At 55.9% G+C, this 22,848-nt stretch carries 18 protein-coding genes; 7 read left to right on the top strand and 11 right to left on the bottom strand.

All coding sequences use genetic code 11. The features are described from left to right. Nucleotides 1-14 precede the first annotated feature (14 nt). Nucleotides 15-1,136 carry a phospholipase D-like domain-containing protein gene (locus YERSI8AC_RS18515; protein WP_159177291.1) on the top strand — a complete coding sequence of 374 codons (1,122 nt, stop codon included), beginning with the start codon at nt 15-17 and terminating at the stop codon, nt 1,134-1,136. Nucleotides 1,137-1,185: 49 nt separating this feature from the next. On the opposite strand, the gene YERSI8AC_RS18510 is transcribed toward YERSI8AC_RS18515, so the two are convergent. Further along, nucleotides 1,186-1,845, bottom strand: a complete 660-nt coding sequence (locus YERSI8AC_RS18510) for a YecA/YgfB family protein (RefSeq protein WP_022522130.1) — start codon at nt 1,843-1,845, stop codon at nt 1,186-1,188. A 63-nt stretch (nt 1,846-1,908) separates the two neighbouring features. On the opposite strand from YERSI8AC_RS18510, the gene YERSI8AC_RS18505 reads away from it, so the two are divergent. The 3 genes from YERSI8AC_RS18505 to YERSI8AC_RS18495 all read left to right on the top strand — a co-directional run bounded on the left by YERSI8AC_RS18505 (nt 1,909) and on the right by YERSI8AC_RS18495 (nt 5,539). Beyond that, a complete protein-coding gene (locus tag YERSI8AC_RS18505) occupies nt 1,909-2,457 on the top strand; it encodes a SprT family zinc-dependent metalloprotease (RefSeq protein ID WP_027958146.1) in 549 nt (182 codons plus the stop codon). A gap of 193 nt (nt 2,458-2,650) precedes the next feature. Continuing rightward, nucleotides 2,651-4,600: an acetate--CoA ligase gene (gene acs, locus YERSI8AC_RS18500; protein ID WP_159177290.1), complete on the top strand. Its 1,950-nt coding sequence runs from the start codon at nt 2,651-2,653 to the stop codon at nt 4,598-4,600. 276 nt (nt 4,601-4,876) lie between these two features. Continuing rightward, nucleotides 4,877-5,539, top strand: coding sequence for a response regulator (locus tag YERSI8AC_RS18495; protein WP_007113812.1), 663 nt, complete (start codon nt 4,877-4,879; stop codon nt 5,537-5,539). A gap of 38 nt (nt 5,540-5,577) precedes the next feature. On the opposite strand, the gene YERSI8AC_RS18490 is transcribed toward YERSI8AC_RS18495, so the two are convergent. From YERSI8AC_RS18490 to YERSI8AC_RS18475, 4 genes are all read right to left on the bottom strand, one after another. Then, nucleotides 5,578-9,519: a hybrid sensor histidine kinase/response regulator gene (locus tag YERSI8AC_RS18490; protein WP_027958145.1), complete on the bottom strand. Its 3,942-nt coding sequence runs from the start codon at nt 9,517-9,519 to the stop codon at nt 5,578-5,580. A gap of 106 nt (nt 9,520-9,625) precedes the next feature. Next, complete coding sequence (locus tag YERSI8AC_RS18485) at nt 9,626-10,135, bottom strand: hypothetical protein (RefSeq protein ID WP_022522135.1); 510 nt, start codon at nt 10,133-10,135, stop codon at nt 9,626-9,628. A gap of 135 nt (nt 10,136-10,270) precedes the next feature. Next, nucleotides 10,271-12,052: a sodium:solute symporter family protein gene (locus tag YERSI8AC_RS18480; protein WP_009287414.1), complete on the bottom strand. Its 1,782-nt coding sequence runs from the start codon at nt 12,050-12,052 to the stop codon at nt 10,271-10,273. Nucleotides 12,053-12,058: 6 nt separating this feature from the next. Beyond that, nucleotides 12,059-12,319, bottom strand: coding sequence for a DUF4212 domain-containing protein (locus YERSI8AC_RS18475; protein WP_007113808.1), 261 nt, complete (start codon nt 12,317-12,319; stop codon nt 12,059-12,061). A gap of 708 nt (nt 12,320-13,027) precedes the next feature. Between YERSI8AC_RS18475 and YERSI8AC_RS18470 the strand changes: the two genes are divergently transcribed. From YERSI8AC_RS18470 to ttcA, 3 genes are all read left to right on the top strand, one after another. After that, complete coding sequence (locus YERSI8AC_RS18470) at nt 13,028-14,875, top strand: DUF294 nucleotidyltransferase-like domain-containing protein (RefSeq protein ID WP_159177289.1); 1,848 nt, start codon at nt 13,028-13,030, stop codon at nt 14,873-14,875. Between the two features lie 5 nt (nt 14,876-14,880). Continuing rightward, nucleotides 14,881-15,534 (top strand): DNA polymerase III subunit epsilon, encoded by a 654-nt coding sequence (locus YERSI8AC_RS18465; RefSeq protein WP_159177956.1) that lies wholly within the window; start codon nt 14,881-14,883, stop codon nt 15,532-15,534. Nucleotides 15,535-15,644: 110 nt separating this feature from the next. Continuing rightward, nucleotides 15,645-16,565 (top strand): tRNA 2-thiocytidine(32) synthetase TtcA, encoded by a 921-nt coding sequence (ttcA, locus tag YERSI8AC_RS18460; RefSeq protein ID WP_159177288.1) that lies wholly within the window; start codon nt 15,645-15,647, stop codon nt 16,563-16,565. Here ttcA and fnr read toward each other — a convergent pair. The 6 genes from fnr to YERSI8AC_RS18430 all read right to left on the bottom strand — a co-directional run bounded on the left by fnr (nt 16,558) and on the right by YERSI8AC_RS18430 (nt 22,842). Then, nucleotides 16,558-17,304 carry a fumarate/nitrate reduction transcriptional regulator Fnr gene (gene fnr, locus YERSI8AC_RS18455; RefSeq protein ID WP_159177287.1) on the bottom strand — a complete coding sequence of 249 codons (747 nt, stop codon included), beginning with the start codon at nt 17,302-17,304 and terminating at the stop codon, nt 16,558-16,560. The two genes, ttcA and fnr, sit on opposite strands and share 8 nt — an antisense overlap. Nucleotides 17,305-17,388: 84 nt before the next feature. After that, nucleotides 17,389-18,822 carry an oxygen-independent coproporphyrinogen III oxidase gene (gene hemN, locus YERSI8AC_RS18450; protein ID WP_159177286.1) on the bottom strand — a complete coding sequence of 478 codons (1,434 nt, stop codon included), beginning with the start codon at nt 18,820-18,822 and terminating at the stop codon, nt 17,389-17,391. Nucleotides 18,823-18,900: 78 nt separating this feature from the next. Further along, nucleotides 18,901-19,593, bottom strand: coding sequence for a sulfite exporter TauE/SafE family protein (locus YERSI8AC_RS18445; RefSeq protein ID WP_159177285.1), 693 nt, complete (start codon nt 19,591-19,593; stop codon nt 18,901-18,903). Beyond that, entirely contained in the window at nt 19,590-19,835 is a 246-nt protein-coding gene (gene ccoS, locus YERSI8AC_RS18440; protein ID WP_022522224.1) for a cbb3-type cytochrome oxidase assembly protein CcoS, read from the bottom strand. Before ccoS ends, YERSI8AC_RS18445 begins: the two co-directional genes overlap by 4 nt. Continuing rightward, on the bottom strand, nt 19,832-22,312 hold the full coding sequence (locus YERSI8AC_RS18435; protein ID WP_159177284.1) for a heavy metal translocating P-type ATPase: 2,481 nt from the start codon (nt 22,310-22,312) through the stop codon (nt 19,832-19,834). Before YERSI8AC_RS18435 ends, ccoS begins: the two co-directional genes overlap by 4 nt. Beyond that, nucleotides 22,309-22,842, bottom strand: a complete 534-nt coding sequence (locus YERSI8AC_RS18430; RefSeq protein ID WP_009287410.1) for a FixH family protein — start codon at nt 22,840-22,842, stop codon at nt 22,309-22,311. The genes YERSI8AC_RS18435 and YERSI8AC_RS18430 overlap by 4 nt, the downstream gene beginning before the upstream one ends. Between the last annotated feature and the right edge of the window lie 6 nt (nt 22,843-22,848).

The raw sequence follows: 22,848 nt of genomic DNA, 5'->3' as shown, positions 1-22,848 counted from the left end.
AGCAAGGAGCACCCATGCAGAACGCGTGGCGAGAAGGTAATCGATTTACGCTGCTGCCGGAGGCCTCACGCTTTCTGCCCGCTATGTTTGAAGCGGTGCATAATGCGCGGCACTATGTGCTGGTAGAGCTCTACTTGATGGAATCAGGGGAGCTTGCAGATCAAGTCATTGAGGTATTGACTGATGCAGCGCAGCGCGGTGTTCGCGTCTGTTTACTGCTGGATGGCTATGGCTCGATGGGTCTCTCCGGGAGTGATCGCCAGCGCCTGAAGCAGGGCGATGTTCAGCTGCGCTTTTTTAACCCCATCGGTTTCCACTCTTTAGCGCTGAACCTGAGCCGTGACCATCGCAAAATAATGGTTATTGACGGCGAGCTGGCGTTCACCGGTGGCTTTGGCGCGGTGGATGAGTTTTTGAATGCCTGGTACGAAATTGCCCTGCGTATTGAAGGGCCGGTGGTGGCCGATTGGGAACTGCTGTTTCGGCGCCTATGGCATTCGCGGCTGACCCGCGTCGAGAAGGGCGATAGACGCGTGGCGGCTCTCCCAGAGCGTCGTGAGCCTCAGGCGCTTACCAATGGCGTGCCTGGGCGGGCGATGTCGGCGCGTGGCTATCGTTATCAAGCGATTCGCCACTCATTGCATTATCGGGTCAGCCAGGTAAATGAACGACTCTGGTTATGCACACCCTATTTTGTGCCCACCTTTGCCCTGCGTCGGCGTTTGGTTCGGGCGGCTCGCAGAGGGATAGACGTACGCTTACTGCTACCGGGGGCAAAGCATGATCATCCCAGCGTTCGCTTTGCCGGTCAGCGCTTTTATCACACCATGCTCAAGGCTGGGGTGCGCATTTTTGAGTTTCAGCCGACCTTTATCCACGCCAAATTTGTGCTCGCCGATGAGTGGGTGAGCATTGGTTCGTGTAACTTTGACCACTGGAATCTGCACTGGAACCTAGAGGCAAACCAGGAAGCAATGGATCCGAAGCTCGCGGCGGACGTGCGCGAACTGTTCGAGCGAAACTTTGCCGCCAGCCAGGAGGTAGACGCCGCGGCCTGGGCGGCGCGCCCCTGGAGGCAGCGCGCCCGTGAGTGGATCTATGGCGTGCTGGATGCCGTTGTAACGCGACTTAAATAAGAGTAACGCGACTTAAATAGTGTCTACGCTAACTACTTAGCCTAAGCACCTAGCGCTTTTTACCTTTTGCAGGCGTTTTTTTACGCGGTTTGGGTTTGGGCGTTTCCGGTGGCACGCGGTAATGCAGGTAAAGATCCAAAACCAGTTCCGGCAACTGCACTACCAGCGACTCCTGGCGTTCTTGATCTTTAGCCAGCTCGGCCAAGTCCGGCTCATCGTCGAACAGCCCGGAGAGCAGCATAAACGGCAGCAGCAGGGCGGCTGCGGCCTCTTCATCGTCCTGGAACCAAGCGCTCTCGTCGCTGAAGACGCCTTCCATAAAGCCCGCACACCAGTCGCCTATGGGGGTTTCCTCGGCGGGTTCTCCTCCCAACGTTAGTTCAAACGGCAGTTCCGGTAAGCCGCCTTGCTCGAGTACCGCCACCGCGTTGTCGCGTAACAGTGTGAGCAGGGTAATAATCTCATCACGCTCGGCGTCATCGGCGTAGCGAGGCTCACCCTGAAACAGCTCAGTCAGCCACTGGGTCGCCGGTACTTCGCTGGGTGCCACGGCAAGGGCCACTAAAAAGCCATGGGTGGAAATAAGATCCAGGGCGTCTTCATCGACTTGATCCGAGTCAAGGAAGTCGTCCAATCTATCCAACTGCTCATCCTCGAGCAGTGGCTGCGGTGGCGTGTTCGTTTCAGGCGTATCGCTGCGCTCTGCCATGAGTAAAGCCTCGTTAATACAAACGTTCATCAATGGTTACCTATAACGGCTAGTTTATCACTAATGAAGACGTCACCACTGCCTCCTTGGCCTGCCACTGAATTGGCGGCTATGTCGGAAACAGAGTTGCATCAGGCCGCGCGAGTTCGCGTCGAACAAGCGTGGCAGCGCTGCTGTGAAGTGTGCCCAGCGCTGCCAGCCCCAAATGTGTGGTTTAACCTGCGCGGCGCTTCGGCCGGCCAGGCGCATCTTGGCCACGGCGGGTTACGCTTGAACCCGGTGTTACTGAGAGAGAACCGCACGGCGTTTTTTGATGAGGTGATTCCCCACGAAATGGCTCACTGGCTGGTGTTTCATTTGGACAACGGCCCGCGTTTAAAACCCCACGGCCGCGAGTGGAAAACGGTCATGCGCGACCTTTTTGGTTTAGTTCCCAGTGTTACCCATCGGTTTGATATTAAGCAGGCGCAGTCCGCACCTTATCGTTACCAATGCGATTGCCGCTTTCATCAATTTACCCCAAGACGTCATGCTTTAGTGGTAAACGGGCGTCATTATCGTTGCCGACACTGCGCTAAGACCTTGGTCTACAGGCCGGAAGTCGTCTCGTGATTTGTTTATAAATGTTTGTTTTTTAAATAAAAAATGATAATACCAATGTCTAAAGGGAAGCCTGCGCGAGGAGGTTTATGCTAGGGGAACATTAATGGCAGCCGATACGCCCGATAATGGTCAATAAGCCCATAAATAATCGTATCGACTACAGTTTCTTAGAGAGTGCATTTTCACGGACAGAGGCAATTTTATGAGCGATCAACAGAAGGTCTATCCGGTGCGCGATGATTTCGCCGCCAATGCCTGGGCCGATAAAGCCAAATATGAGGCCATGTACCAGCAGTCGATAGACGACCCGGAAGGCTTCTGGGCTGAGCAAGCCAAACGCCTCGACTGGATTAAAGCGCCCAGCAAAATTAAAAACACCTCCTTTGCGCGTGACAATGTCGATATTCGTTGGTTTGAGGATGGCCTGCTTAACGTCAGCGCCAACTGCCTTGACCGCCATCTGGATAAGCGCGGTGACCAGACAGCGATCATTTGGGAAGGCGACAACCCCGATGAGTCCAAACACATTACTTATCGCGAACTCTATGCACGCACGAACCAGCTAGCCAACGCGCTGAAAGAGCTGGGTATCGGTAAAGGCGATACCGTTACGCTGTATATGCCGATGATTCCCGAAGCCGCCATGGCTATGCTGGCCTGTTCGCGCATCGGGGCCGTTCACTCGGTTGTCTTTGGTGGCTTCTCGCCGGACGCCGTTGCCCAGCGGGTTATTGGCGCCGACTCCAAGCTGGTGATTACCGCTGATGAGTCGGTGCGCGGTGGTAAGCACGTACCGCTGAAAGAGAACGTGGACGCCGCGCTGACCCGTGACGGCACTGATGTGTGCAAAAACGTCCTGGTGGTGAAGCGCACCGGCGGTGAGATCGAGTGGAAAGAGGGTCGCGATGTCTGGTTTGACGAGCTGGTCGACAAGCAGTCCAACGAGTGTGAACCGGAAGCCATGGGCGCCGAAGACCCGCTATTCATTCTCTACACCTCGGGTTCTACCGGTGCGCCTAAAGGCTTGAAGCACACCACCGGCGGCTACCTGACCTACGCCGCCATGACCCACCAGTACGTGTTTGACTATCAAGAGGGTGAAATCTACTGGTGCACCGCGGACGTTGGCTGGGTTACCGGGCACAGCTATATCGTTTATGGCCCCTTGGCCAACGGTGCGACTACCCTGATGTTTGAGGGTGTTCCCAGCTATCCCACCCATGGCCGTATGGGTGATATCGTTGATAAGCACAACGTTAATATTCTCTATACTGCGCCCACCGCGGTGCGTGCTCTGATGGCCCATGGCGAAAACGTCATGGACTCCAGCAAGCGCGATAGCCTGCGGCTGTTGGGCTCCGTGGGCGAACCGATTAACCCGGAAGCCTGGGAGTGGTTCTACCGCGTTATCGGCAACGAAAAATGCCCGATTGTGGATACCTGGTGGCAAACCGAAACCGGCGGCATCATGATTGCGCCGCTGCCGGGCGCTACGCCGCTTAAACCTGGCTCTGCGACCGTACCGTTCTTCGGTGTGAAGCCCGCGCTGGTCGATAACGAAGGCAATAAATTGGAAGGCGCCACTGAAGGCAACCTGGTGATCCTTGACGCCTGGCCGGGTCAGGCGCGCTCTATTTGGGGTGACCACGAGCGCTATGTTCAGACTTACTTCTCGACCTACGACGGTATGTACTTCACGGGTGACGGCTGTCGCCGCGATGAGGATGGCTACTACTGGATCACCGGGCGTGTGGACGACGTGCTGAACGTGTCGGGTCACCGCATGGGCACCGCCGAGATTGAGTCCTCTCTGGTAGCGCACAGCGCCGTTGCAGAAGCAGCCGTTGTTGGTTTCCCGCACGATATTAAGGGACAAGGCATCTATATCTATGTCACCCTGAGTGACGGTATCGAGGCGACAGACGAACTCAAAAAAGAGCTGACCCAGTGGGTGCGCAAAGATATTGGCCCGATTGCTTCTCCGGATGTCATCCAGTGGGCGCCAGGTTTGCCGAAAACCCGCTCGGGTAAAATCATGCGCCGCATTTTGCGCAAGATTGCCGCCAATGAGTGTGATGGTTTGGGTGATACCAGTACGCTGGCCGACCCGTCGGTGGTCGATGAGCTGATTGAGCATCGCGCCAACCAATAATGGCGACAACGCGATAGGCTGTTTAGCCCAATAGAGCTTGTGTGCCGACTCAAAGCCGTGCCGACCTGAGTAGGTCGGCACGGTTGTGTTTATAGAGGCGCGTTTATAGATAAGCGTTTATGGACACGTGTTTCGCTTGTGTGAACGATCTATTATAAATTGTGCATGTGATGCTTGGGCATGATGAAGCCCATGGGGTACCATGCTTCACAACCGTAAGAGCCTAGCGTCGCGGCGGCAGACAACCCCGCTGCTCGAGGAACCGGAGGAATATCCATGGCAGTAGCTCATAAGTTTATCGTCGCTGACGATCACCCGCTGTTTCGTGCAGCGCTGACCCAAGCGTTACGCCAGTTGGCCCCCCAGGCGGAAATTGTCGAAGCGGACACCATGGAAGCCACCACTGACGTGGTGAATCGCCACCCAGATGCCGATTTGATTCTGCTGGATCTGCATATGCCGGGAGCCCATGGCTTCTCTGGTTTGATCCAACTGCGTGGTCAAATGCCTGATATCCCCGTTGCGGTAGTGTCTGGTAGTGATGAACCCTACGTGGTTCGTCGTGCTATTGACTACGGCGCTTCGGGTTTTATCCCTAAATCATCGTCTCTACAACTAATTGCTGAAGCCGTCGGCGAAATTCTGCAGGGCGAGGTGTGGTTACCTGAGGCGTTGGCCAACGTGCTGGAAGAGACCAGCGAAGAAGAGTCGCGTTTTGCCGAGGCGATTGCTTCGCTAACGCCCCAGCAATTCCGCGTCTTGAATATGCTGACCGAAGGCCTGCTGAATAAACAGATTGCTTATGAACTGAGCGTCTCTGAAGCCACGATCAAAGCCCACGTGACCGCGATTCTACGCAAGCTGGGCGTACACTCACGTACCCAGGCGGTTATCGCGGCTCAGAAGCTTGAAGTCGAGCCGCCGAAAGTCGTTTCCTAAGCAAGTAGCAAGCAACGACTGTGTTAACCGCGGCGCGCTTAGCGCGCCGCCCGATTGGCCTGCAACGTGCGCGTCAATAGTGCCCGTAGTGCCGCCGGTTTAACGGGCTTCAGCAGCAGTTGATAACCCGCCCGCTTGATCTCTTCAGCCACCGCTTCGGTACGGTCAGCGGTAATCACAATCCCTGGTACCGCCCCCTCAAAACGTTCGCTGAGTGCTTCCAGCGCCATTAAGCCGGTGACTTCGTTATCCAGGTGGTAGTCCGCCAGAATAGCGTCAGGGTCGCCATCCATATTGCGTAGGATCGATTTGGCCCCGCCGATACTGGTGGCGGTAAACACCTCGCAGCCCCAGCCGCTAAGCATGGCGGTCATGCCTTCCAGAATCAGCGTCTCGTTGTCGATGCATACAATCCGCGTACCGCTCAGCTTATGGCTGCCGCGCCGCGCATGCGGCTCAAGCTCGGTGCTGGTTGACTCGTGGGCGGTGACAATCGGTACGCTGACTGAGAAAACCGCGCCTTTGCCTACCGTTGAGCGTACCTTGATAGGATGATCCAGCACCCGGCTCATACGGTCGGCAATGGAGAGTCCTAGCCCCAGCCCTTTCTCGCTCTCTTTGTGGCGGGAGACCTGATCCAATCGGCGGAATTCCTGAAAAATTTCGCTCAATTTAGACTCGGGAATGCCAGGGCCGCTGTCCCAAACTTCAATAGAGAGCCAACCGTTTTGGCGACGGCAGCCCAACAGCACGCGCCCCTCTTGAGTGTAGCGAATCGCATTGGATAAGAAGTTTTGTACGATACGGCGCAGCATTTGAGGATCTGAGTCCACCCAAAGCTGGGTAGGCACGACTTCCAAATCTAATCCGCGATCGTCCGCCATCACCTCAAATTCGGCGCGTAACGGGCGGAAGATATCCGCTAGGGCAAAGTGACTGCGGCGGGGCGTTAGGGCGCCTGCGTCCAGCTTGGAGATATCCAGCAGGGTGCTTAGCAGTTCCTCGGCGGCCTGCAGCGAGTTATCGATATGGCCAACGATGCGCTGGGTGTCGGTCGTAGTCACGTTCTGCATCAGCGCGGAGGTAAATAGCCGTGCCGCGTTAAGCGGCTGCAGCAAGTCGTGGCTGGCCGCGGCCAAAAAGCGCGTTTTGGAAGCGTTGGCATCTTCTGCGAGCTGCTTAGCCTGGCGCAGGGCGAGCTCTGCCTCGGCGCGTACCCGGTTCTCCTGGCGCAACGCCGCGTTGGCTTCAGAGAGCGCCTGGGTACGCTCACGCACGCGCTCTTCCAGGGTTTCATTGGTCTCTTTAAGGGCAATTTCAGCCTGACGGCGTTCGGTAATATCCTGATAGAGCGCAAAGAAGCCCAGGATCGCCTGGCTGTCACCAAAGTGCGGCGTGTAAGTGACCAGCATATAGCGCATGGCCTCATTCACCCGCAGCGAGACTTCAAAGCTGACCCGTTCGCCGTTCAAGGCGCGTGCGACCCATGGCGCGCGCTCCTCCGCCTGCTTAATTGGCAGCACATCTTCAAAGCGGCGACCAATGACCGCGTTGCGGTCAATATTGAACGCCTGCTCGTAGGCTCGGTTAGTAAATAGGTAGCGGCACTCTTTGTCGAAGTAGGCAATCAACGCGGGCACGTTATCGGTATAGATACGGATATTGTTTTCCGAGCGAATCAAAGCCTCTTCGATGCGCTTTTGTTGGGTAATATCCTGGTAGGTATACACAAAACCGCCGCCAGGCATTGGGTTGCCCTGCACTTCCAGCACGCTGCCGTCCTGGCGGTAGCGCACATAGCGGTGGGGTTGGCCTTCGCGAATATTGTCAAGCAGTAGCTGCACGTGCTCTTCCGGGTCACCCGGACCATACTCGCCGTTGTGGGCGTTATAGCGAAAGATACGGTCTATGGGGGCGCCAACGCGAATCAGGTGGTCAGGGAAGCGGAAAAGCTCAAGGTAGCGCTGGTTCCACACCACCAGGCGAAGGTTCTGATCGACCACGCTGATGCCCTGGTTAATGTTTTCAATGGTGGCCTGGAGCAGCGCCCGGTTGAACTCCAGCACTTGGGAGGCTTCATCGACAATCGAAATCACATCCGAGATGCCGATACCGCGCCCCTGAAGTGCCGAGTTGACCACGATGCGTGCCGATGAAGCGCCAAGCACTGAAGCCAGAAAGCGTTCAGTGAACTGAATAATATCGATTGAGGCGCGAGTGCCGTCGTCCAGCGGTTTACCCACCCGGCGGGCGTAGTCTTCAAAGGCGCGATCGACCTGGCCCGCGCCTAGAAAACGTTCACAAAGGACTTTTAAATCGCCCACGGTGGTCGCCCCGGTCCAGGGGCGGTTGACCGAGGTCTGGCGTGTTTCCACGCTATCCACGAACAGTGAGGCCTGAATACGCTCGACCACTCGCTGTGAGGTAACTTGGGAAACGAAAATGTAGCAGAACAGGTTTACCCCGAGTGACAGCATCACTCCGTGGGTAAAGCTGTCACCTAAGTTGAGGCCGAATAGCGTCGTGGGCGATAGCCAATTGAGCCCCAACGGGCCGCCGTCAAGCCAGCCAGTCGGCAGCACACCAGCATTGATCATCGCGGGCATAAGCAGGCTATAGGCCCAGATGGCGAAGCCCGCATTCATACCGACAATCACCCCAAGCCGGTTGCCGCGCTTCCAGTAGAGGCCGCCAATCAGCGCTGGGGCAAATTGCGAGGCAGCGGCAAACGAGAGCATGCCAATCGAGGCCAGCGAGGTAAATTCGGCAATCAGCTGGTAGAAGCCGTAGGCCATGGCCAGTACGGCAACAATGGTTAAACGCCGCGCACGTAGCACCAAGCGCCCATAATCCCGTGCCTTGGTATCAAACCAGCGCAGCCGGAACAGCGCCGGGATAACGATTTCGTTGGAGATCATGATCGACACGGCCACGGCGGCGACAATTACCATGCCCGTGGCCGCCGAGAAACCGCCGATAAATGTGAGTAGCGTTAACCATTGGTGGCCCGAGGCCATGGATAGAGCCAGTACGTAGGTATCGGGCTCTACGCCGCTTTCGGAAAACAGCAGCAGACCAGCGGCGGCTAAGGGCACCACAAAAAAGGCAATGGCCAACAGGTAAAGTGGAAACAGCCAGCGCGCTTTCGTGGCGTCGTCAGGGTGAATGTTTTCCACCACTGCCACATGGAACTGGCGGGGAAGACACAGAATCGCCAGCATCGCGAGCAGCGTTTGGGCCCAGAAACTTTGGCCAAAATCCTGGTTGGCCAGCTGGCGCTGGAGTTCGAGCTGGCTTTCGGCATGCCCCATCAGCTCACCCAGGCCATCAAACATACCCCAGGTAACAAAGGCGCCAAGCACCACGAAGGCGAGCAGCTTGACCAGCGATTCGAATGCCACGGCGTGGATTAAGCCTTCGTGGTGTTCGGTGGCATCGGTGTGGCGGGTGCCGAATAGAATCGCGAAAATTGCCATCACAATGGCCACATAGAAGGCCGTGTCGCCAAACAACGGCGTATGGGTCACATCGGTGGCATCGGTAAGAACGCTAAAAGTAGTGGAAACTGCTTTTAGCTGCAGGGCAATGTAGGGCAGGGTACCGACCAGGGCAACCAGACTGGCAAAGGCGGCCAGCGACTGGGTTTTGCCGTAACGGGAGGCAATAAAATCGGCAATCGAGGTGACGTTTTGATGTTTGGCAACGCGGATCATTTTGGCCAGCACCGGCCAGAAGAGTAAAAACGTTAAAATCGGTCCGACGAAGATGCTCGCAAACGACCATCCCGCGGTGGCTGCCTGGCCAACCGCGCCGTAAAACGTCCACGAGGTGCAGTAAATGGCCAGTGCCAAGCTATAGATGATCGGACGCCGACGGGTGGCGCCGTGGGTACGCGCGCGGCGATCACCGTACCAAGCGATGCCAAATAGAACGGCAATGTAGAGTAACGAAACCGCTACCAGTAGCCCGCCGTGAAACATGCCTTTCTCCCCGCCAGAGTGTTTAACGTGCGCCAGTCAAAAGGCTTCATTCTAGGCGAAACAACGGGTCGTGTACGACCGTTTGTACCACGGGCTGTTTATTTGTCTAGGCGCATACGTTGTTGAGTAGCGGTGATGTTTCGCGCAGCGTGCGTATCTCTTCGAGGATAGGGTCGCGGGAGTCTTTATCCAGGGGCACTAGCTCACGGCTCTCGCAGTTGAGTAGATAGGGCTGGGTGATCAAAATATCGGTGTGATGGCGCTCAAACTGATAAAGGATAAATTCCGCTAAACGGGTGTCATCCTGCTCGGTAATACGGATGTTCTCGCTATCCACCATGCTGAATTTGGTGATCATCGGAATGGCAAAAGTCCATGGGCGCCATACCGCCGTGCTGCTTTCGGTTGAAATGACCGTGGCGGTCTCGGGCAGTTGTGCCTGCTTGTGGTCAAACCAGCTGTACTCCACCTGAACTTGATAACCCAGCATACCCAGTCCGCCACACACCGGGACTATCCATTTGGGTAAACGTTTGCCGCTCAAATTGCGCAGTATCAGGCCAATCCCGGCTGCCGCAAGGCCTGCAAAAACGGCGGCGATCAAGTGCCAAATCATAATTTATCCTTTCAAAAAGCCGTCTATAAAAGCTATCTATAAAAGCCATCGGGCCTCCCTAAGGAAGCCCGATGATGAGGTCGATTCCAAAGCGTTATCGCCGTATGGCGATAACGCATCAGGAAGGAGTATGACTTAGTGGTCTATCGCCATGCCAGCACCTTTCGGATAGCGAACGCTTTCCACCAGATCCTGAATTTCCTGCGGCGGTGCAGCTGTCACTCTGGAAACCGCAAAGGCAACGGCGAAGTTGATCATCGCGCCTACGGCACCGAAGGAGAGCGGCGAGATGCCAAAGATCCAGTTATCCGGCGTGTTTGCCAGCATATTGGTATCCGGCACGAAGAACCAGCCCAGGTAGGTAAAGATGTAAAGCAGGGTGCAAATCAAGCCCGCCAGCATACCGGCGACCGCTCCTGAGCTGTTCATCCGCGTGGAGAAGATACCCATCATCAGCGCGGGGAACAGTGATGCACCGGCGATACCAAAGGCTAATGCCACCGTTTGTGCTGCAAACCCCGGCGGATTAAGCCCCAGGTAAGTGGCCAACAGGATGGCACCACCCATGGAGATTCGCGCTGCCAACATCTCGCCTTTCTCGGTGATCTTGGGATTGATCATGGTCTTGATCAAGTCGTGGCTGATCGCCGACGAGATCGCCAGCAGCAAGCCTGCAGCTGTCGAGAGTGCTGCGGCGATACCACCCGCTGCAATCAAACCAATAACCCAGCCGGGAAGATTGGCAATTTCCGGGTTGGCGAGTACCAGTATGTCATTATTGACGGTTAGCTCGTTGCCTTCCCAGCCACGATCAGAGTAGTCGGCAGCATCATTATACATTTGGATACGGCCGTCATTGTTGAGATCGTTGAAGGTGATAAGGCCTGTTTCTTCCCATGTACGAACCCAATCAGGGCGTTCTTCGTACAGAATCGGGTTTTGCGCAGCCTCTTCGTAGTTTTCAACCTGCCCCGCCATCTCTGGGTACACAGTGGTCGCCAGATTCAGACGTGCCATTGAACCGACCGCAGGAGCCGTGAGGTAAAGCAGGGCAATGAACACCAGCGCCCAGCCAGCAGACCAGCGAGCATCGGCTACTTTCGGGACGGTGAAGAAGCGAATGATAACGTGGGGTAGACCGGCAGTACCGACCATCAGCGACAGGGTAAACAGCACCATGTTGAGTTTGTTGTCCACATCGGCGGTGTAGTCGCGGAAGCCAAGTGCGCTAACCACGTCATCCAATTTAGCCAGCAGCGGAATGCCGGATTCAGTATGCGTGCTGAACATACCGAACATCGGAATCGGGTTGCCGGTTAGTTGGAAGGCAATAAACACCGCAGGAATGGTGTAAGCGATGATTAGCACGATGTACTGGGCTACCTGGGTATAGGTAATGCCTTTCATACCACCAAATACGGCGTAGAGGAAAACGATCAGCGCGGCTAACCAAATACCCCAGGTGTTGCTGACTTCAAGGAAGCGAGAGAACGCTACGCCCGCACCGGTCATTTGACCGATAACGTATGTAACCGACGCCACAATCAAGCAGACGATAGCCACTAAGCGAGCGGTGTTGCTGTAGAAGCGGTCGCCGATAAAGTCAGGCACGGTGAACTTACCAAACTTACGCAGGTAAGGTGCTAGCAGCATCGCGAGGATAACGTAGCCACCAGTCCAGCCCATCAGGAAAGTAGAGTTGGCGTAGCCGCCTGAGGCTAGCAGGCCCGCCATGGAAATGAACGATGCAGCTGACATCCAGTCCGCTGCGGTGGCCATGCCATTGGTGATCGGGTGAACCCCGCCCCCCGCGACATAGAAGTCTTTCGTTGAGCCGGCGCGCGCCCAAATCGCAATGCCTATATACAAGGCAAAAGAGGCGCCGACGAACAGTAAGTTAATTGCAAACTGGCTCATACCGGCTTACTCCCCAAGGCCAAATTTTTGATCGAGCTTGTTCATCTTCCAGGCATAGAAGAAGATCAGCACGATAAACGTTAGGATTGAGCCCTGTTGTGCAAACCAGAAGCCAAGATCGGTACCGCCAACCGGAATACCGGCGAGCAGCGGGCGAAAAAGGATAGCGCATCCGTAAGAAACAAATGCCCAAACAGCCAGGCATCCGAAAATTAAGCGGACGTTTGCTTTCCAGTATTCAGCAGCGTTGGTTTTGTCATCTGCCATTGTGTTGCTCTCCACTTGTGATTTTTAAGGTTGGGAAAGTTCACGAGGAATAGCGTGTGACCCATCAGGGCAATCGCACGTCTAAAGCCACCCTATCGATAGGAGTGGTGAGTCAGCTTCTGTTAGCACATCACCTTATTATTCGATATGAAATGTCGAGTTAGTTAGTGACGTGCGATTACCCTGCATGACTCATTGTTAATACTGGGCAATAAACGTCAAAAAATAAATCCCAGACTTTGGTATCAATAAACGACGAATTGGCTTTTGGTAAGATGCATGTTATTGAAAATACGAGTTTTTAGAGGCTGTTTAAGCGAATTTTGTAGGCGTTTGAAGAGCTATAGGACGATAGTCTAGTGAGCAAATAAAAGCAGTTATTGGCTACTTTAAATACATGTCCTGGGTTTTGCCGGAAGCACGGTTAGTAAGTGTCGATACTTTGGTCGTGTATCAAAAGTCGCTTCGACTTTAGCGTGATAGCTAAAGGTATAACAACGTTCTACTTGCTACTTGGGAAGTGAATCCTTTATACCCGTACAGCCACCTTCATATAATAATCGATAAACGTTTTTGAAGCGCTGGAGTAGGTCAGTTTATGTGGGTCAGTATCGAATCACGATGTTTATTTGTTATTTCTTATGTCTGCTTGCTCGCCATTAGGCAAAAAACGGTTAGTCGCAGTCTCGTTTAATGAGGTCATACGCCATGGTCGATGTGGATCTATCCCAACTGCCGTTTACGCTCCTTGACGATGAGGGGCGTGACCACATTCGTCGTGGCATTGACCTGGCCTATTTTGATCGTGACGAAATCATTTTAGAGACTGGCCAAGCGGGTGAGTTCGTTTATCTGATCCATAAAGGCGAAGTGGCGGAAATCGATCCTACATTGCCCTCATCTACCGCGCGTATTGGTCACTACACGGCAGGGGACCTGTTTGGCGCGATCAGTATTCTCAACGGTAAAAGCCGCTACCGCTTTAAGGCTGAACAGGAGTGCCTGTGTTACCTAATGCCTAAAGCACTGTTTCAGCAGCTGTGTCGCCACTATCCTGATTTCAGCAGTTTTTTTCGCCAATCGCTGACCCATAAGGCGCGCCTGATGACCGAAAAGCGCGCCGAAGGTGGCGTCACCATGTCAGGCTTTATGCTGGCCAAGGTAAGCGAGTGCATGCGTGCGCCACTGCTGATGGCAGCGACGACCGATATCGCTAGCGCTGTAAAACAGCTCAACGAAAGTCACGCCGACAGCCTGCTGGTGTCGACCCAGGACGACACCCTCGGCATGGTGACCAAAACCGATCTGCTCAACGCCTTAGTGCTAAAGGGCAGCGCGGTAACATCATCGGTGGATAAGATCGCCCATTTTAACTTGGTGACCGTCGCACCGGATCAGTACTTATTTGAAGTATTGGTGCTGATGACCCGCCATAAAGTGGCGCGGGTGGTAGTGATGGAGCAAAACGTCTTGAAAGGCGTTGTAGAGCTCACCGACGTGCTTAGCTACTTCTCAAGCCGCAGCTATGTGGTGAGCCTGCAGATCGAGCAGGCGACCAACTTAGAGGCGCTTTCGGCTGCCAGTCAGCGCACCCCGGAGCTGGTCAAAGCGCTGATGGCCCAGGGCGTTAAGCTGCGCTTTGCGATGGATCTGCTTGCGGCACTAAACGGCCGTATTATTAGCAAGGCCTGGGAGTTCACTGTCGATAAGCGCTATCACGAGCAGAGCTGCATGATGGTGATGGGCAGCGAAGGGCGCGGTGAGCAGATTCTAAAAACGGATCAGGATAACGGCTTGATTCTTGCCGATGAAACCCAGTGGCCTGATCTTGCCAGCCATATGCAAACGCTCACCGATACCCTGATTCAGCTTGGTTACCCGCCGTGCCCCGGCAACATTATGGTGTCTAACCCCGAGTGGGTGGCCACGGTATCCCAATGGAAAGGTAATATTGCCAAGTGGGCCAGGGAGCGTGATGGCGATAGCCTGATGAAGCTGGCCATTATGCTCGATGCTCATGGCGTGGCGGGCAACCCGAGCTTGCTTGAGAGCGTGCGCGATGAGCTGTTTGAACGCTGCTCGGGCGATGAGCTGCTGCTTTCCTATTTTGCCCGCACGGCGCTGCGCTTTTCGACGCCGCTGACGCTGTTTGGTTCGCTGAAAAAGCCTCAGCACGGTATCGATATCAAGAAAGGCGGTATTTTCCCTATCGTGCACGGTGTCCGCACCATGGCGCTTGAGCGGCGCATCAAAGCCACCTCGACGTTTGATCGCTTGGATGCCCTGGTTACTGACGGCCGGTTGGATCGCCGTTTTGCCGATGACCTGGGCGAAGCGTTGGCGCTCTTTTCTGAGCTGCGCCTCAAGCAGCAGCTAAGTACGCTGGAAACTTCTGCGGATGCGAAAGAAACTAACGCCCAAAGCAGCAGACGCGCTAACCGTGTCGTGGTGCAGAACCTCTCTTCCCTGGAGCGCGACCTGCTGCGCGAAGCGATGCATATTGTCAAAGACTTTAAGCAGCGGCTTTCCCACCGTTACCATTTGGAGTATTCGTGAGCGGAATGCGGCTGTTAGATCGACATGTGACGCTATTTAGCGGCTCGCTGCGCACCTTGTTAAGGCGTGAAAGTGACCGGCGTCGTTGTGCAGACTCCCCCTATGCCTGGCTGTTTCAGCCCTATATGGGCGAAGAGCTGGTGGCACTCGCCTGCACCGCAACGCCCACGCAATCATCACCTGTGATCAGCGTGGCGGCAGTGGTGCTGAGCCATCAGCAGGTGCATACCAGCCGCGCTTTTGTGATCACCCTTGGCAGCGCGAAGCAGCCCGCGAGCGCAACGCTGCGCCGTCATCACTTGCTGTGCGAGGCGGGGGAGATACTGCTACCAAACAGTGATAACTTGAGCGCGCTAGTAGAATTTATCGGCAATCGGCCCATCGTTGGCTGGCAGTTAGAGAAGCGCATTGGAGCATTGAATGCACTGCTCAGTAAGCGGCTGAATTTTGCCCTGCCCAACGCCCAGGTCGATGTGGCAAAACTGCATCAGCGCCAACTGCGCCGTTTGCACCCGGAGGTCGAAGCGCCCAGCAGCTTCGCCCAGGCGTTGGCATGCTGGCAAGTACCCGTCATGGGCAAGCAGAGTGTGCTTGGAGAGGCCACCGCCAGCGCACTGCTGTATATGCGCCTGCAGCGTATTATGGCGCAGGCTGCTTAGGGAGGAGCGACGAGTAGTTGGGTCAAGGCGAAGAGTGTTGTTAGAATAGCGCCCAATTATTTATTTGTAGCGCCTCTTCTCTTCACCATACCCTCGGCAGTGCTTATACCATGCAATCTCTTGATCACTTTGATCCTGCTCACCTTGATACGGTTGGAGCCACCCCAGCTAACGCTGAGCACGACCAGCCTGAGCTGGCTGATGCGAAGCAGAAGCGTGAATTTAACAAGCTGCAAAAGCGTCTGCGCCGAGAAGTGGGCAATGCGATCATTGATTACCAAATGATCAATGAAGGTGATCGCGTAATGGTCTGCCTCTCCGGTGGAAAGGACAGCTACACGATGCTGGAGATTTTGCGCAATTTGCAGCGCAATGCGCCGGTCAATTTTTCGCTGGTAGCGGTCAATCTGGATCAAAAACAGCCGGGTTTTCCCGAGCACGTATTGCCTGCGTATCTGGATAAGCAGGGCGTGGAGTACCACATTGTCGAGCGCGATACTTACTCGGTGGTAAAAGAGAAAACCCCGGAAGGTAAAACTACCTGCGCGCTTTGTTCACGGCTGCGGCGCGGCTCGTTGTATGGCTTTGCCGAAGAGATTGGCGCCAATAAGATAGCCCTGGGCCATCACCGGGAAGATATTCTCGAAACGCTGTTTCTCAATATGTTCTTTGGCGGCAACCTGAAAGCGATGCCGCCAAAGCTGCTATCCGATGATGGGAAGAATATCGTTATTCGGCCGTTGGCCTACTGCAAAGAAGCGGATATTGCTGAGTTTTCGCGGCTGATGGAGTTCCCAATCATTCCCTGCAACCTGTGCGGCTCCCAGCCTAATATGCAGCGTCAGGTGGTCAAAGAGATGCTCGCCGAGTGGGACAAAAAGTTTCCCGGCCGCCTGGAGAGCATGTTCAAGGCTGTCACCAACATTTCCCCTTCCCAGTTGGCTGACCGCAGCCTGTTCGATTTTGAAGGCCTTGAGGCCAAGCAAGCAGAGCTACTGGCGGGGCGTATCCAAGCCTTTAACGTCAGCTAGCTGTTTGTTCTTCCTCTTCGGCGAGGGTAATCAAGCGCGGCATATCGAGAATGTTGACCTCTCGCCCGGAAACCGCCACCACGCTTTGTTGCTGAAAGCGGCTTAAAATGCGGCTGACGGTTTCCACCGCTAAGCCCAGGTAGTTGCCAATATCGGCCCTCGGCATTGAGAGGCGAAAGCTGTAGGGCGAGTAGCCCCGGCGACGAAAACGATCCGAAAGGGTAATCAAAAAGGTGGCCAGCCGTTGATCGGCGGTTTTGCGCGAGAGTAGGCGCATCATGCGTCGGTCATCGCGTAACTCTTTGCTCATGCTCCGATACAGCTGGCCACGTAGCTCAGGGATCTCTTCTGAGAGCAAATCCAGGCGGTCAAAAGGAATCTCGCAGACCGTGGTCGTTTCCAGGGCGATAACGCTACCGGGGTAATGCTCTTCGTCAATGCCATCCAACCCCACCAATTCACTAGGCAGGTAGAAATTGGTTAGCTGCTCGCTGCCGTTACCTTCGGCGGTGACCTGTTTCAAACTGCCCGAACGGACTGCGTAAACGCTGGTAAAGGTGTCGCCCTGACGAAACAGCGGCTCGCCTTTTTTGAGTGGTGCACGGCGACGAATAATAGCGTCGAACTGCCCCATATCGTCCAGCTCAAGGGCAAGCGGCAAGCACAGAGAACTCAAGCTGCAGGTTTGGCAGCGAGTTTCGTGGAGTAGTGAGCGACGACGGCTCATGGGTTCCAACATGCGTTGCTCCTTGAGTGGGTCACACTTATCAATTAGAAAATCCTTACTTATTATAGTCGCTTTAGCATGCCTGCAATAAGGTGATTAAACAATCTTAGAATACCGTTGTCCCGTTTGCCCGGAAAGGTGGGTATCAAACGCCATCGCTATATGGCGAATCAGCAGCCGCCCCATCGGCGTGGCGTTAAGCTGATCACCGCTGCGGGTCAGCAGGCCATCCTGTTCGGCGCTCTGCAGGCGCTCGAGCGCTGGCGCAAAGTAGCGGGGGGCATCGATGTTCCAGCGTTGACTAACGGCGGCCAGGTCAATGCCCATATCGCACATCAGCCGCTCAATCACATCCCGGCGGATCAGGTCGTCATCACTTAAGCGTATGCCACGCACGGTGGCAAGCTGCCCCTGATCCAGCGCCGCTTCGTAGCGGGCCAGATCGCTAGGATTCTGCGCATAGACGTCATCAATACGGGAAATCGCCGATACGCCAAGCCCGATTAAGTCGCACTGAGCATGGCTGGAGTAGCCCTGGAAGTTGCGCTGCAGCGAGCCTTCGCGCTGGGCAATAGCCAGGCTATCGTCAGGGCGGGCAAAGTGATCCATACCGATATGCACATAGCCAGCTGCGGTGAGCATTTCGATGGTGGTGCGCAGAATCGCTAGCTTCTCTTCTCCGCCTGGCAAGTCATCGACATTAATGCGCCGCTGCGGGGCAAAACGCTCGGGCATATGCGCGTAATTAAACACAGAAAGGCGCGCCGGGTTGAGCTCGATCACCTGGCGTAGGGTGTTGGCAAAGCTCTTTTCAGTCTGAAATGGCAAGCCATAAATTAGGTCGAGATTGAGCGAGCGAAAGCCCAGGCGATGCGCCTCCTCCATCAGCGTTTCGGTAAGTACCCGAGGCTGGATACGATTAATCGCTTTTTGCACCAGTGGACTTAAATCCTGAACGCCCAAGCTGATGCGATTAAAGCCGAGGGATTCGAGATGGCGCAGCGTAAACACATCCGCTTCGCGAGGATCTATTTCAATCGCGTAATCGCGATCAGCAGACGACGAAAGACCAAAACGGGCGTCCAGGCGATCAATCAGGTCACCCATCTGATTCAAGCTGAGAAAGGTTGGCGTGCCCCCGCCCCAATGCAACTGCTCCACCGGTCGTGATGTATCCAAATGGCGTGCGGTCAGCACCATCTCGCGGTCAAGCCGGGCTATATAGGGCTCGGCAAGGGCAGTGTTTTTGGTAGCGATTTTATTACACGCGCAGTAGAAGCAGATCTTGCGGCAGAAGGGCACATGAACGTACAGCGAGAGCGGACGCTTACTGGCATTGCTACGCTCCAGCGCCTGGGTCAGGTCGCCAGGGGTAAATTGGTCGTGAAACGATAGCGCTGTTGGGTAGGAGGTGTAGCGTGGGCCGTTGGTGTCGTAGCGACGCAGTAACGCTTCGTCCCACACCGGCTGCATAGGGGCTGCGGCAGCAGCGGGTGCAAGAGGCAAGGCAGCAGGGGTATGAACGGGCATGAAGGGGCGCTCCGACGTTAGGATATGCCGCTAGCCTAACCCGTGGTGAGGAGGTAAATGTTGAGCCACGTCATGCTATTAGAGGTTGTGTACCGAAAGTGTCCACAGTTGCCACAGCGCAAAAGCGATAATTGTCAGCGCTGCCACGCTGCGGGTCGCGGGGTGACGTATCAAATGGCTGAGCTGGCGGGCAGCCAGGCCAGTGGCAAGCAGCGCAGGTAGGGTGCCAAGCCCAAAGGCGCCCATGAGTAGAGCGCCCTGAAGCGGGTCGGCAATCGCTAAGCTCCAGGCCAACATGGAGTAGACCAACCCGCAGGGGAGCCAGCCCCAGAGCGCTCCCAGGGCGAAGGCTTGGGGAATATGCACTACGGGCATCAAGCGACGCCCCACGGGTTCGATAAAGCGCCATAGTCGCCGGCCAACGGCCTCCACTTTGAGCAGCCCTTTCCACCAGTTGGCGATATACAGTGCCATTAAGATCAGCATCAGCGCGGCAAATATCTGCAGCAGCAGGCGTGCCGTAGCAGAAAGGGAAAACAGCGTGCCTAGCAGTGCCACCAGCGTGCCTGCGCTCATATAGCTAACAATGCGGCCTGTGTTGTAGCTGAGCAGCAGGCCTCCCATGCGCGCCGGATGACGCATGCTGGGGGGAACTGCAAAGGTGAGCGCGCTCATAATGCCGCCACACATACCAATGCAGTGGGCGCCGCCCATCAAGCCAAACACAAACGCCGCCATTAGCGGCGGCAGATCAAGCCCCGTTGGATTCATGGCCGAGGCTCTTGGTCGTCGGGTGTGTCTGCCGCTGATGGTTCGGAAGATTTTTGCTTTGCCTGCTGATGCTGGCGGCGCTGCTCAGGGCTAAGATCGTTTTCATCCTCATCAAATAGAATGCGGTGCGCTGGGCCTTCTAGGTCATCGAACTGATCATTTTTCACCGCCCAGAAAAACGCCCAGACGGCGAGGCCCAGCAAAATCAGGGAAAGCGGGATCAGCAGATAAAGAATCGTCATGCGGCCACCGGTGTTGAAGTGTCTAGCGTTGGCGCGGGCTGAGGTCGCCAGCGCGACAGTCGCAGGGCATTACCCACCACTACTAGCGAGCTAAGCGACATTCCAATTGCGGCTAGCCAGGGCGGCACCAGACCCATTGCCGCCAGCGGCAGCGCCGAAAAGTTGTAGCACACTGACCAAATCATGTTCTGGCGCATGATACGCCGGGTGGCGCGGGAAATCTCGATGGCCTCAAAAATCCGCATCAGACGTGGGCTGAGCAGCACTGCGTCGGCGCGAGTGCGGGCTAGATCCGTTGCGCCATTCATGGCAATCGCCACATCGGCACCGGCTAACACCGGCACGTCGTTAATGCCGTCACCAATCATCGCCACGGTTTCGCCTGCGGCTTGAAGCTCTTTCATCCGGGCCAGCTTGCCTTCTGGGCTGGTGCCCGCATGCCAGATGGCAATATTGAGCTGATCGGCCAGGCTTTCCACTGCATCCTCGGTGTCACCAGATAGCAGCTCCACGCTTAAGCCCAGAGCCTGGAGGGCTTTGATCGTGGCGGCAGCGTCGTCGCGAACGCCATCGTGCAGGCCAAACCAGGCGCGGGGTGCACCGTTTTCACTAAGCAGCAGCCATTGGCCTTTGGCAGGCGCCGCCATGACGTTATCCACGGCGCTATCTATTGCGCTAGCCATTGCAAATTCGGGCTTGCCCAACCGCCAACGAGCGCCGTTTAGGCTCCCTTCGAGCCCTTGCCCGGTGTGGCTGTGAATATCTTTGGCTTGCAGGGTAGCCTCTCGGAACGGCCGAAAGGCGCGGGCGATCGGGTGTTCCGAGTGGGCTTCAAGGGCGGCGGCAATGGCCCGTGCATGCTCGGCGGTTAATTCACCAAAGGGCTGGGTTTGGGTAAGGTGCATTTCGCCGCGGGTTAGGGTGCCGGTTTTATCAAAAATCACCCGGGTAACGTTAGAGAGCGTCTCCATGGCATCGGCGCGGGTGATCAAGACGCCGCGCTTTCGCAGTTGGCCATGACCAGCTGCCAGTGCCGCGGGAGTGGCCAGCGCCAAGGCACAGGGGCAGGTCACCACTAGCACCGAAAGTAGTACCCAGAGCATCCGTGAAGGGTCGATAAACCACCAGGCGAGGGTCACGCAAGCCGTTACTACCAGCAGGCGCAGCACGAATAGGTGTGCCATGCGCGCAGCCATCTGGGCCAGCCGTGGGCGGCTGGCAAAGGCACGGTCGGTCAGATCGACGATACCCGCTACACGGGCATCGCGCCCTGTGTGGGTAACCCTTATCACCAGCGGGTTTTCCATGTTTTGGCTACCGCCGGTAATGCGGTCGCCCACTCGGCGGGTTACTGGTAGGTATTCGCCGGTCAGCATTGATTCGTCCAGGCTCGATTCACCCTCCTCGATGATGCCATCGGCAGGCACGCCATGGCCGGGCTTGATCAATACGCGATCGCCGGGAGTGAGTTCGCTGGCGGGCAAAATGCGCTCGCTGCCGTCACTGTCCAGCCGTGTGGCCGAAATCGGCAGCACGCCGCTCAGCGCATTGCCGCTATGCCCGCTGCGGCGCCTGGCGCGACTCTCCACGTAGCGGCCAAACAGCAAAAAGAAGGTGAACATGGTCACCGAGTCAAAATAGACCTCGCCCACGTCAAACAGCACCGCATAGCTGCTGGCAAGATACGCCCCGCCGATTGCCAGTGACACCGGCACATCCATGCCCAGTACGCCGGTGCGCAGGTCGCGCAGGGCGTTGCGGAAAAACGGCTGGGCGGAGAAAAACACCACTGGCGTGGCCAGGGCAAAGGAGAGCCAGTGGAACAGTGCGTAGAAGTCTTCGCTGATTTCACCGGAGCCGGAGACATAGATCGGGATCGAGAACATCATCACCTGCATCATGCCGACGGCGGCAATAATCAGCCGACGTACGTTCATGCGCTCTTCATGCTGCAGGCGCGCCTGGGCCTGGTCTGGCTCGTAGGGCTGGGCCTCGTAGCCAATCGCGGCCAGTTCGGCCAGCAGTTGCGAGAGCTTCAGCTGCTGAGGATCCCAGCTCACCCGCAGGCGGTGGTGAGTTAAGTTCACGGCGCTGGTGGCAATTCCCGTTAAGGCATTCAGGCGGTGCTCGATCAGCCAGGCGCAGGCAGCACAGGTAATGCCTTCGATGGCGAGGGTCGCTTTGACGTTGCCCTCATCGCCGTCGGGGTGAACAAACTGTGCCTGAAGTCCGGGGTCGTCAAACACCGACCAGGTATCGGCTTTGGCAGCCTGGTGCTCATCAGGGCGTTCGGGCAGTTCGGTACGGTAGCGGTAGTAGCTTTCAAGGCCCCCATCGACGATGGCATGGGCCACCGCTTCGCAGCCAGGGCAGCAGAGCGGATGGGCATGATCATCAAGGGTAATCGACCAGGGCGCCCCAGCGGGCACCGGGTTACCACAGTGGTAGCAGGGCGCGGCAGTCGTTACGTCGCTCATTCGCTTGCTTTGCGTCCTCCCGGCAGTAGTGTGACGCTGTCTTCATCGGGGAATGTGGCTTCACCGGTAAGGCGCCAATCGGCATTTTCCAGCGCGGGCTGAATCTGCAGATACCAGCGGTAACGCAGGTTGTCAGGGCCTTGTGTGATATAGCGGCCGTCACGGACATGCTCAAGTACGAAGGATTGATCACGATCATCTTCGGTAGGGAAGATAAAATCCAAATAGAGTTTGTCGGGACGCGCATCGCCGCTTAAATCAATCACAATATCGCTGGTAAGCGGATCAAGGCGTAAATCTGCGCTTAGGTTTAACTCTCTGGCACGGTCTTGCTTGGCAAGCACCATATTGATGGCTTTGCCATGCTTGTAATAATCCTCCTGAACAACCATGCCATCGAAGCTTTTAACCGACATAACGGCAAAGGTAATACTAAACATAATGGATGAGAGCAGAATGCCGATTAAAAACCACGGCCAAAACTGCTTATACCAAGGCGTCACCTTATCGCCAGAGGGTAGGGATGACATAGTTGC

Origin of the sequence: Halomonas sp. 113, from assembly GCF_904067645.1 — a bacterium.
Lineage (GTDB): Bacteria > Pseudomonadota > Gammaproteobacteria > Pseudomonadales > Halomonadaceae > Vreelandella > Vreelandella titanicae.
Note: the sequence above shows the minus strand (reverse complement) of the source record. Positions and strands in the feature narration are given on the sequence as shown.

Excerpts from the sequence above, each read along its gene's own strand:
- YERSI8AC_RS18515 (WP_159177291.1), top strand. The coding sequence starts at position 15 with ATGCAGAACGCGTGGCGAGAAGGTAATCGATTTACGCTGCTGCCGGAG.
- YERSI8AC_RS18510 (WP_022522130.1), bottom strand. The coding sequence starts at position 1,845 with ATGGCAGAGCGCAGCGATACGCCTGAAACGAACACGCCACCGCAGCCA.
- YERSI8AC_RS18505 (WP_027958146.1), top strand. The coding sequence starts at position 1,909 with ATGAAGACGTCACCACTGCCTCCTTGGCCTGCCACTGAATTGGCGGCT.
- acs (WP_159177290.1), top strand. The coding sequence starts at position 2,651 with ATGAGCGATCAACAGAAGGTCTATCCGGTGCGCGATGATTTCGCCGCC.
- YERSI8AC_RS18495 (WP_007113812.1), top strand. The coding sequence starts at position 4,877 with ATGGCAGTAGCTCATAAGTTTATCGTCGCTGACGATCACCCGCTGTTT.
- YERSI8AC_RS18490 (WP_027958145.1), bottom strand. The coding sequence starts at position 9,519 with ATGTTTCACGGCGGGCTACTGGTAGCGGTTTCGTTACTCTACATTGCC.
- YERSI8AC_RS18485 (WP_022522135.1), bottom strand. The coding sequence starts at position 10,135 with ATGATTTGGCACTTGATCGCCGCCGTTTTTGCAGGCCTTGCGGCAGCC.
- YERSI8AC_RS18480 (WP_009287414.1), bottom strand. The coding sequence starts at position 12,052 with ATGAGCCAGTTTGCAATTAACTTACTGTTCGTCGGCGCCTCTTTTGCC.
- YERSI8AC_RS18475 (WP_007113808.1), bottom strand. The coding sequence starts at position 12,319 with ATGGCAGATGACAAAACCAACGCTGCTGAATACTGGAAAGCAAACGTC.
- YERSI8AC_RS18470 (WP_159177289.1), top strand. The coding sequence starts at position 13,028 with ATGGTCGATGTGGATCTATCCCAACTGCCGTTTACGCTCCTTGACGAT.
- YERSI8AC_RS18465 (WP_159177956.1), top strand. The coding sequence starts at position 14,881 with ATGCGGCTGTTAGATCGACATGTGACGCTATTTAGCGGCTCGCTGCGC.
- ttcA (WP_159177288.1), top strand. The coding sequence starts at position 15,645 with ATGCAATCTCTTGATCACTTTGATCCTGCTCACCTTGATACGGTTGGA.
- fnr (WP_159177287.1), bottom strand. The coding sequence starts at position 17,304 with ATGTTGGAACCCATGAGCCGTCGTCGCTCACTACTCCACGAAACTCGC.
- hemN (WP_159177286.1), bottom strand. The coding sequence starts at position 18,822 with ATGCCCGTTCATACCCCTGCTGCCTTGCCTCTTGCACCCGCTGCTGCC.
- YERSI8AC_RS18445 (WP_159177285.1), bottom strand. The coding sequence starts at position 19,593 with ATGAATCCAACGGGGCTTGATCTGCCGCCGCTAATGGCGGCGTTTGTG.
- ccoS (WP_022522224.1), bottom strand. The coding sequence starts at position 19,835 with ATGACGATTCTTTATCTGCTGATCCCGCTTTCCCTGATTTTGCTGGGC.
- YERSI8AC_RS18435 (WP_159177284.1), bottom strand. The coding sequence starts at position 22,312 with ATGAGCGACGTAACGACTGCCGCGCCCTGCTACCACTGTGGTAACCCG.
- YERSI8AC_RS18430 (WP_009287410.1), bottom strand. The coding sequence starts at position 22,842 with ATGTCATCCCTACCCTCTGGCGATAAGGTGACGCCTTGGTATAAGCAG.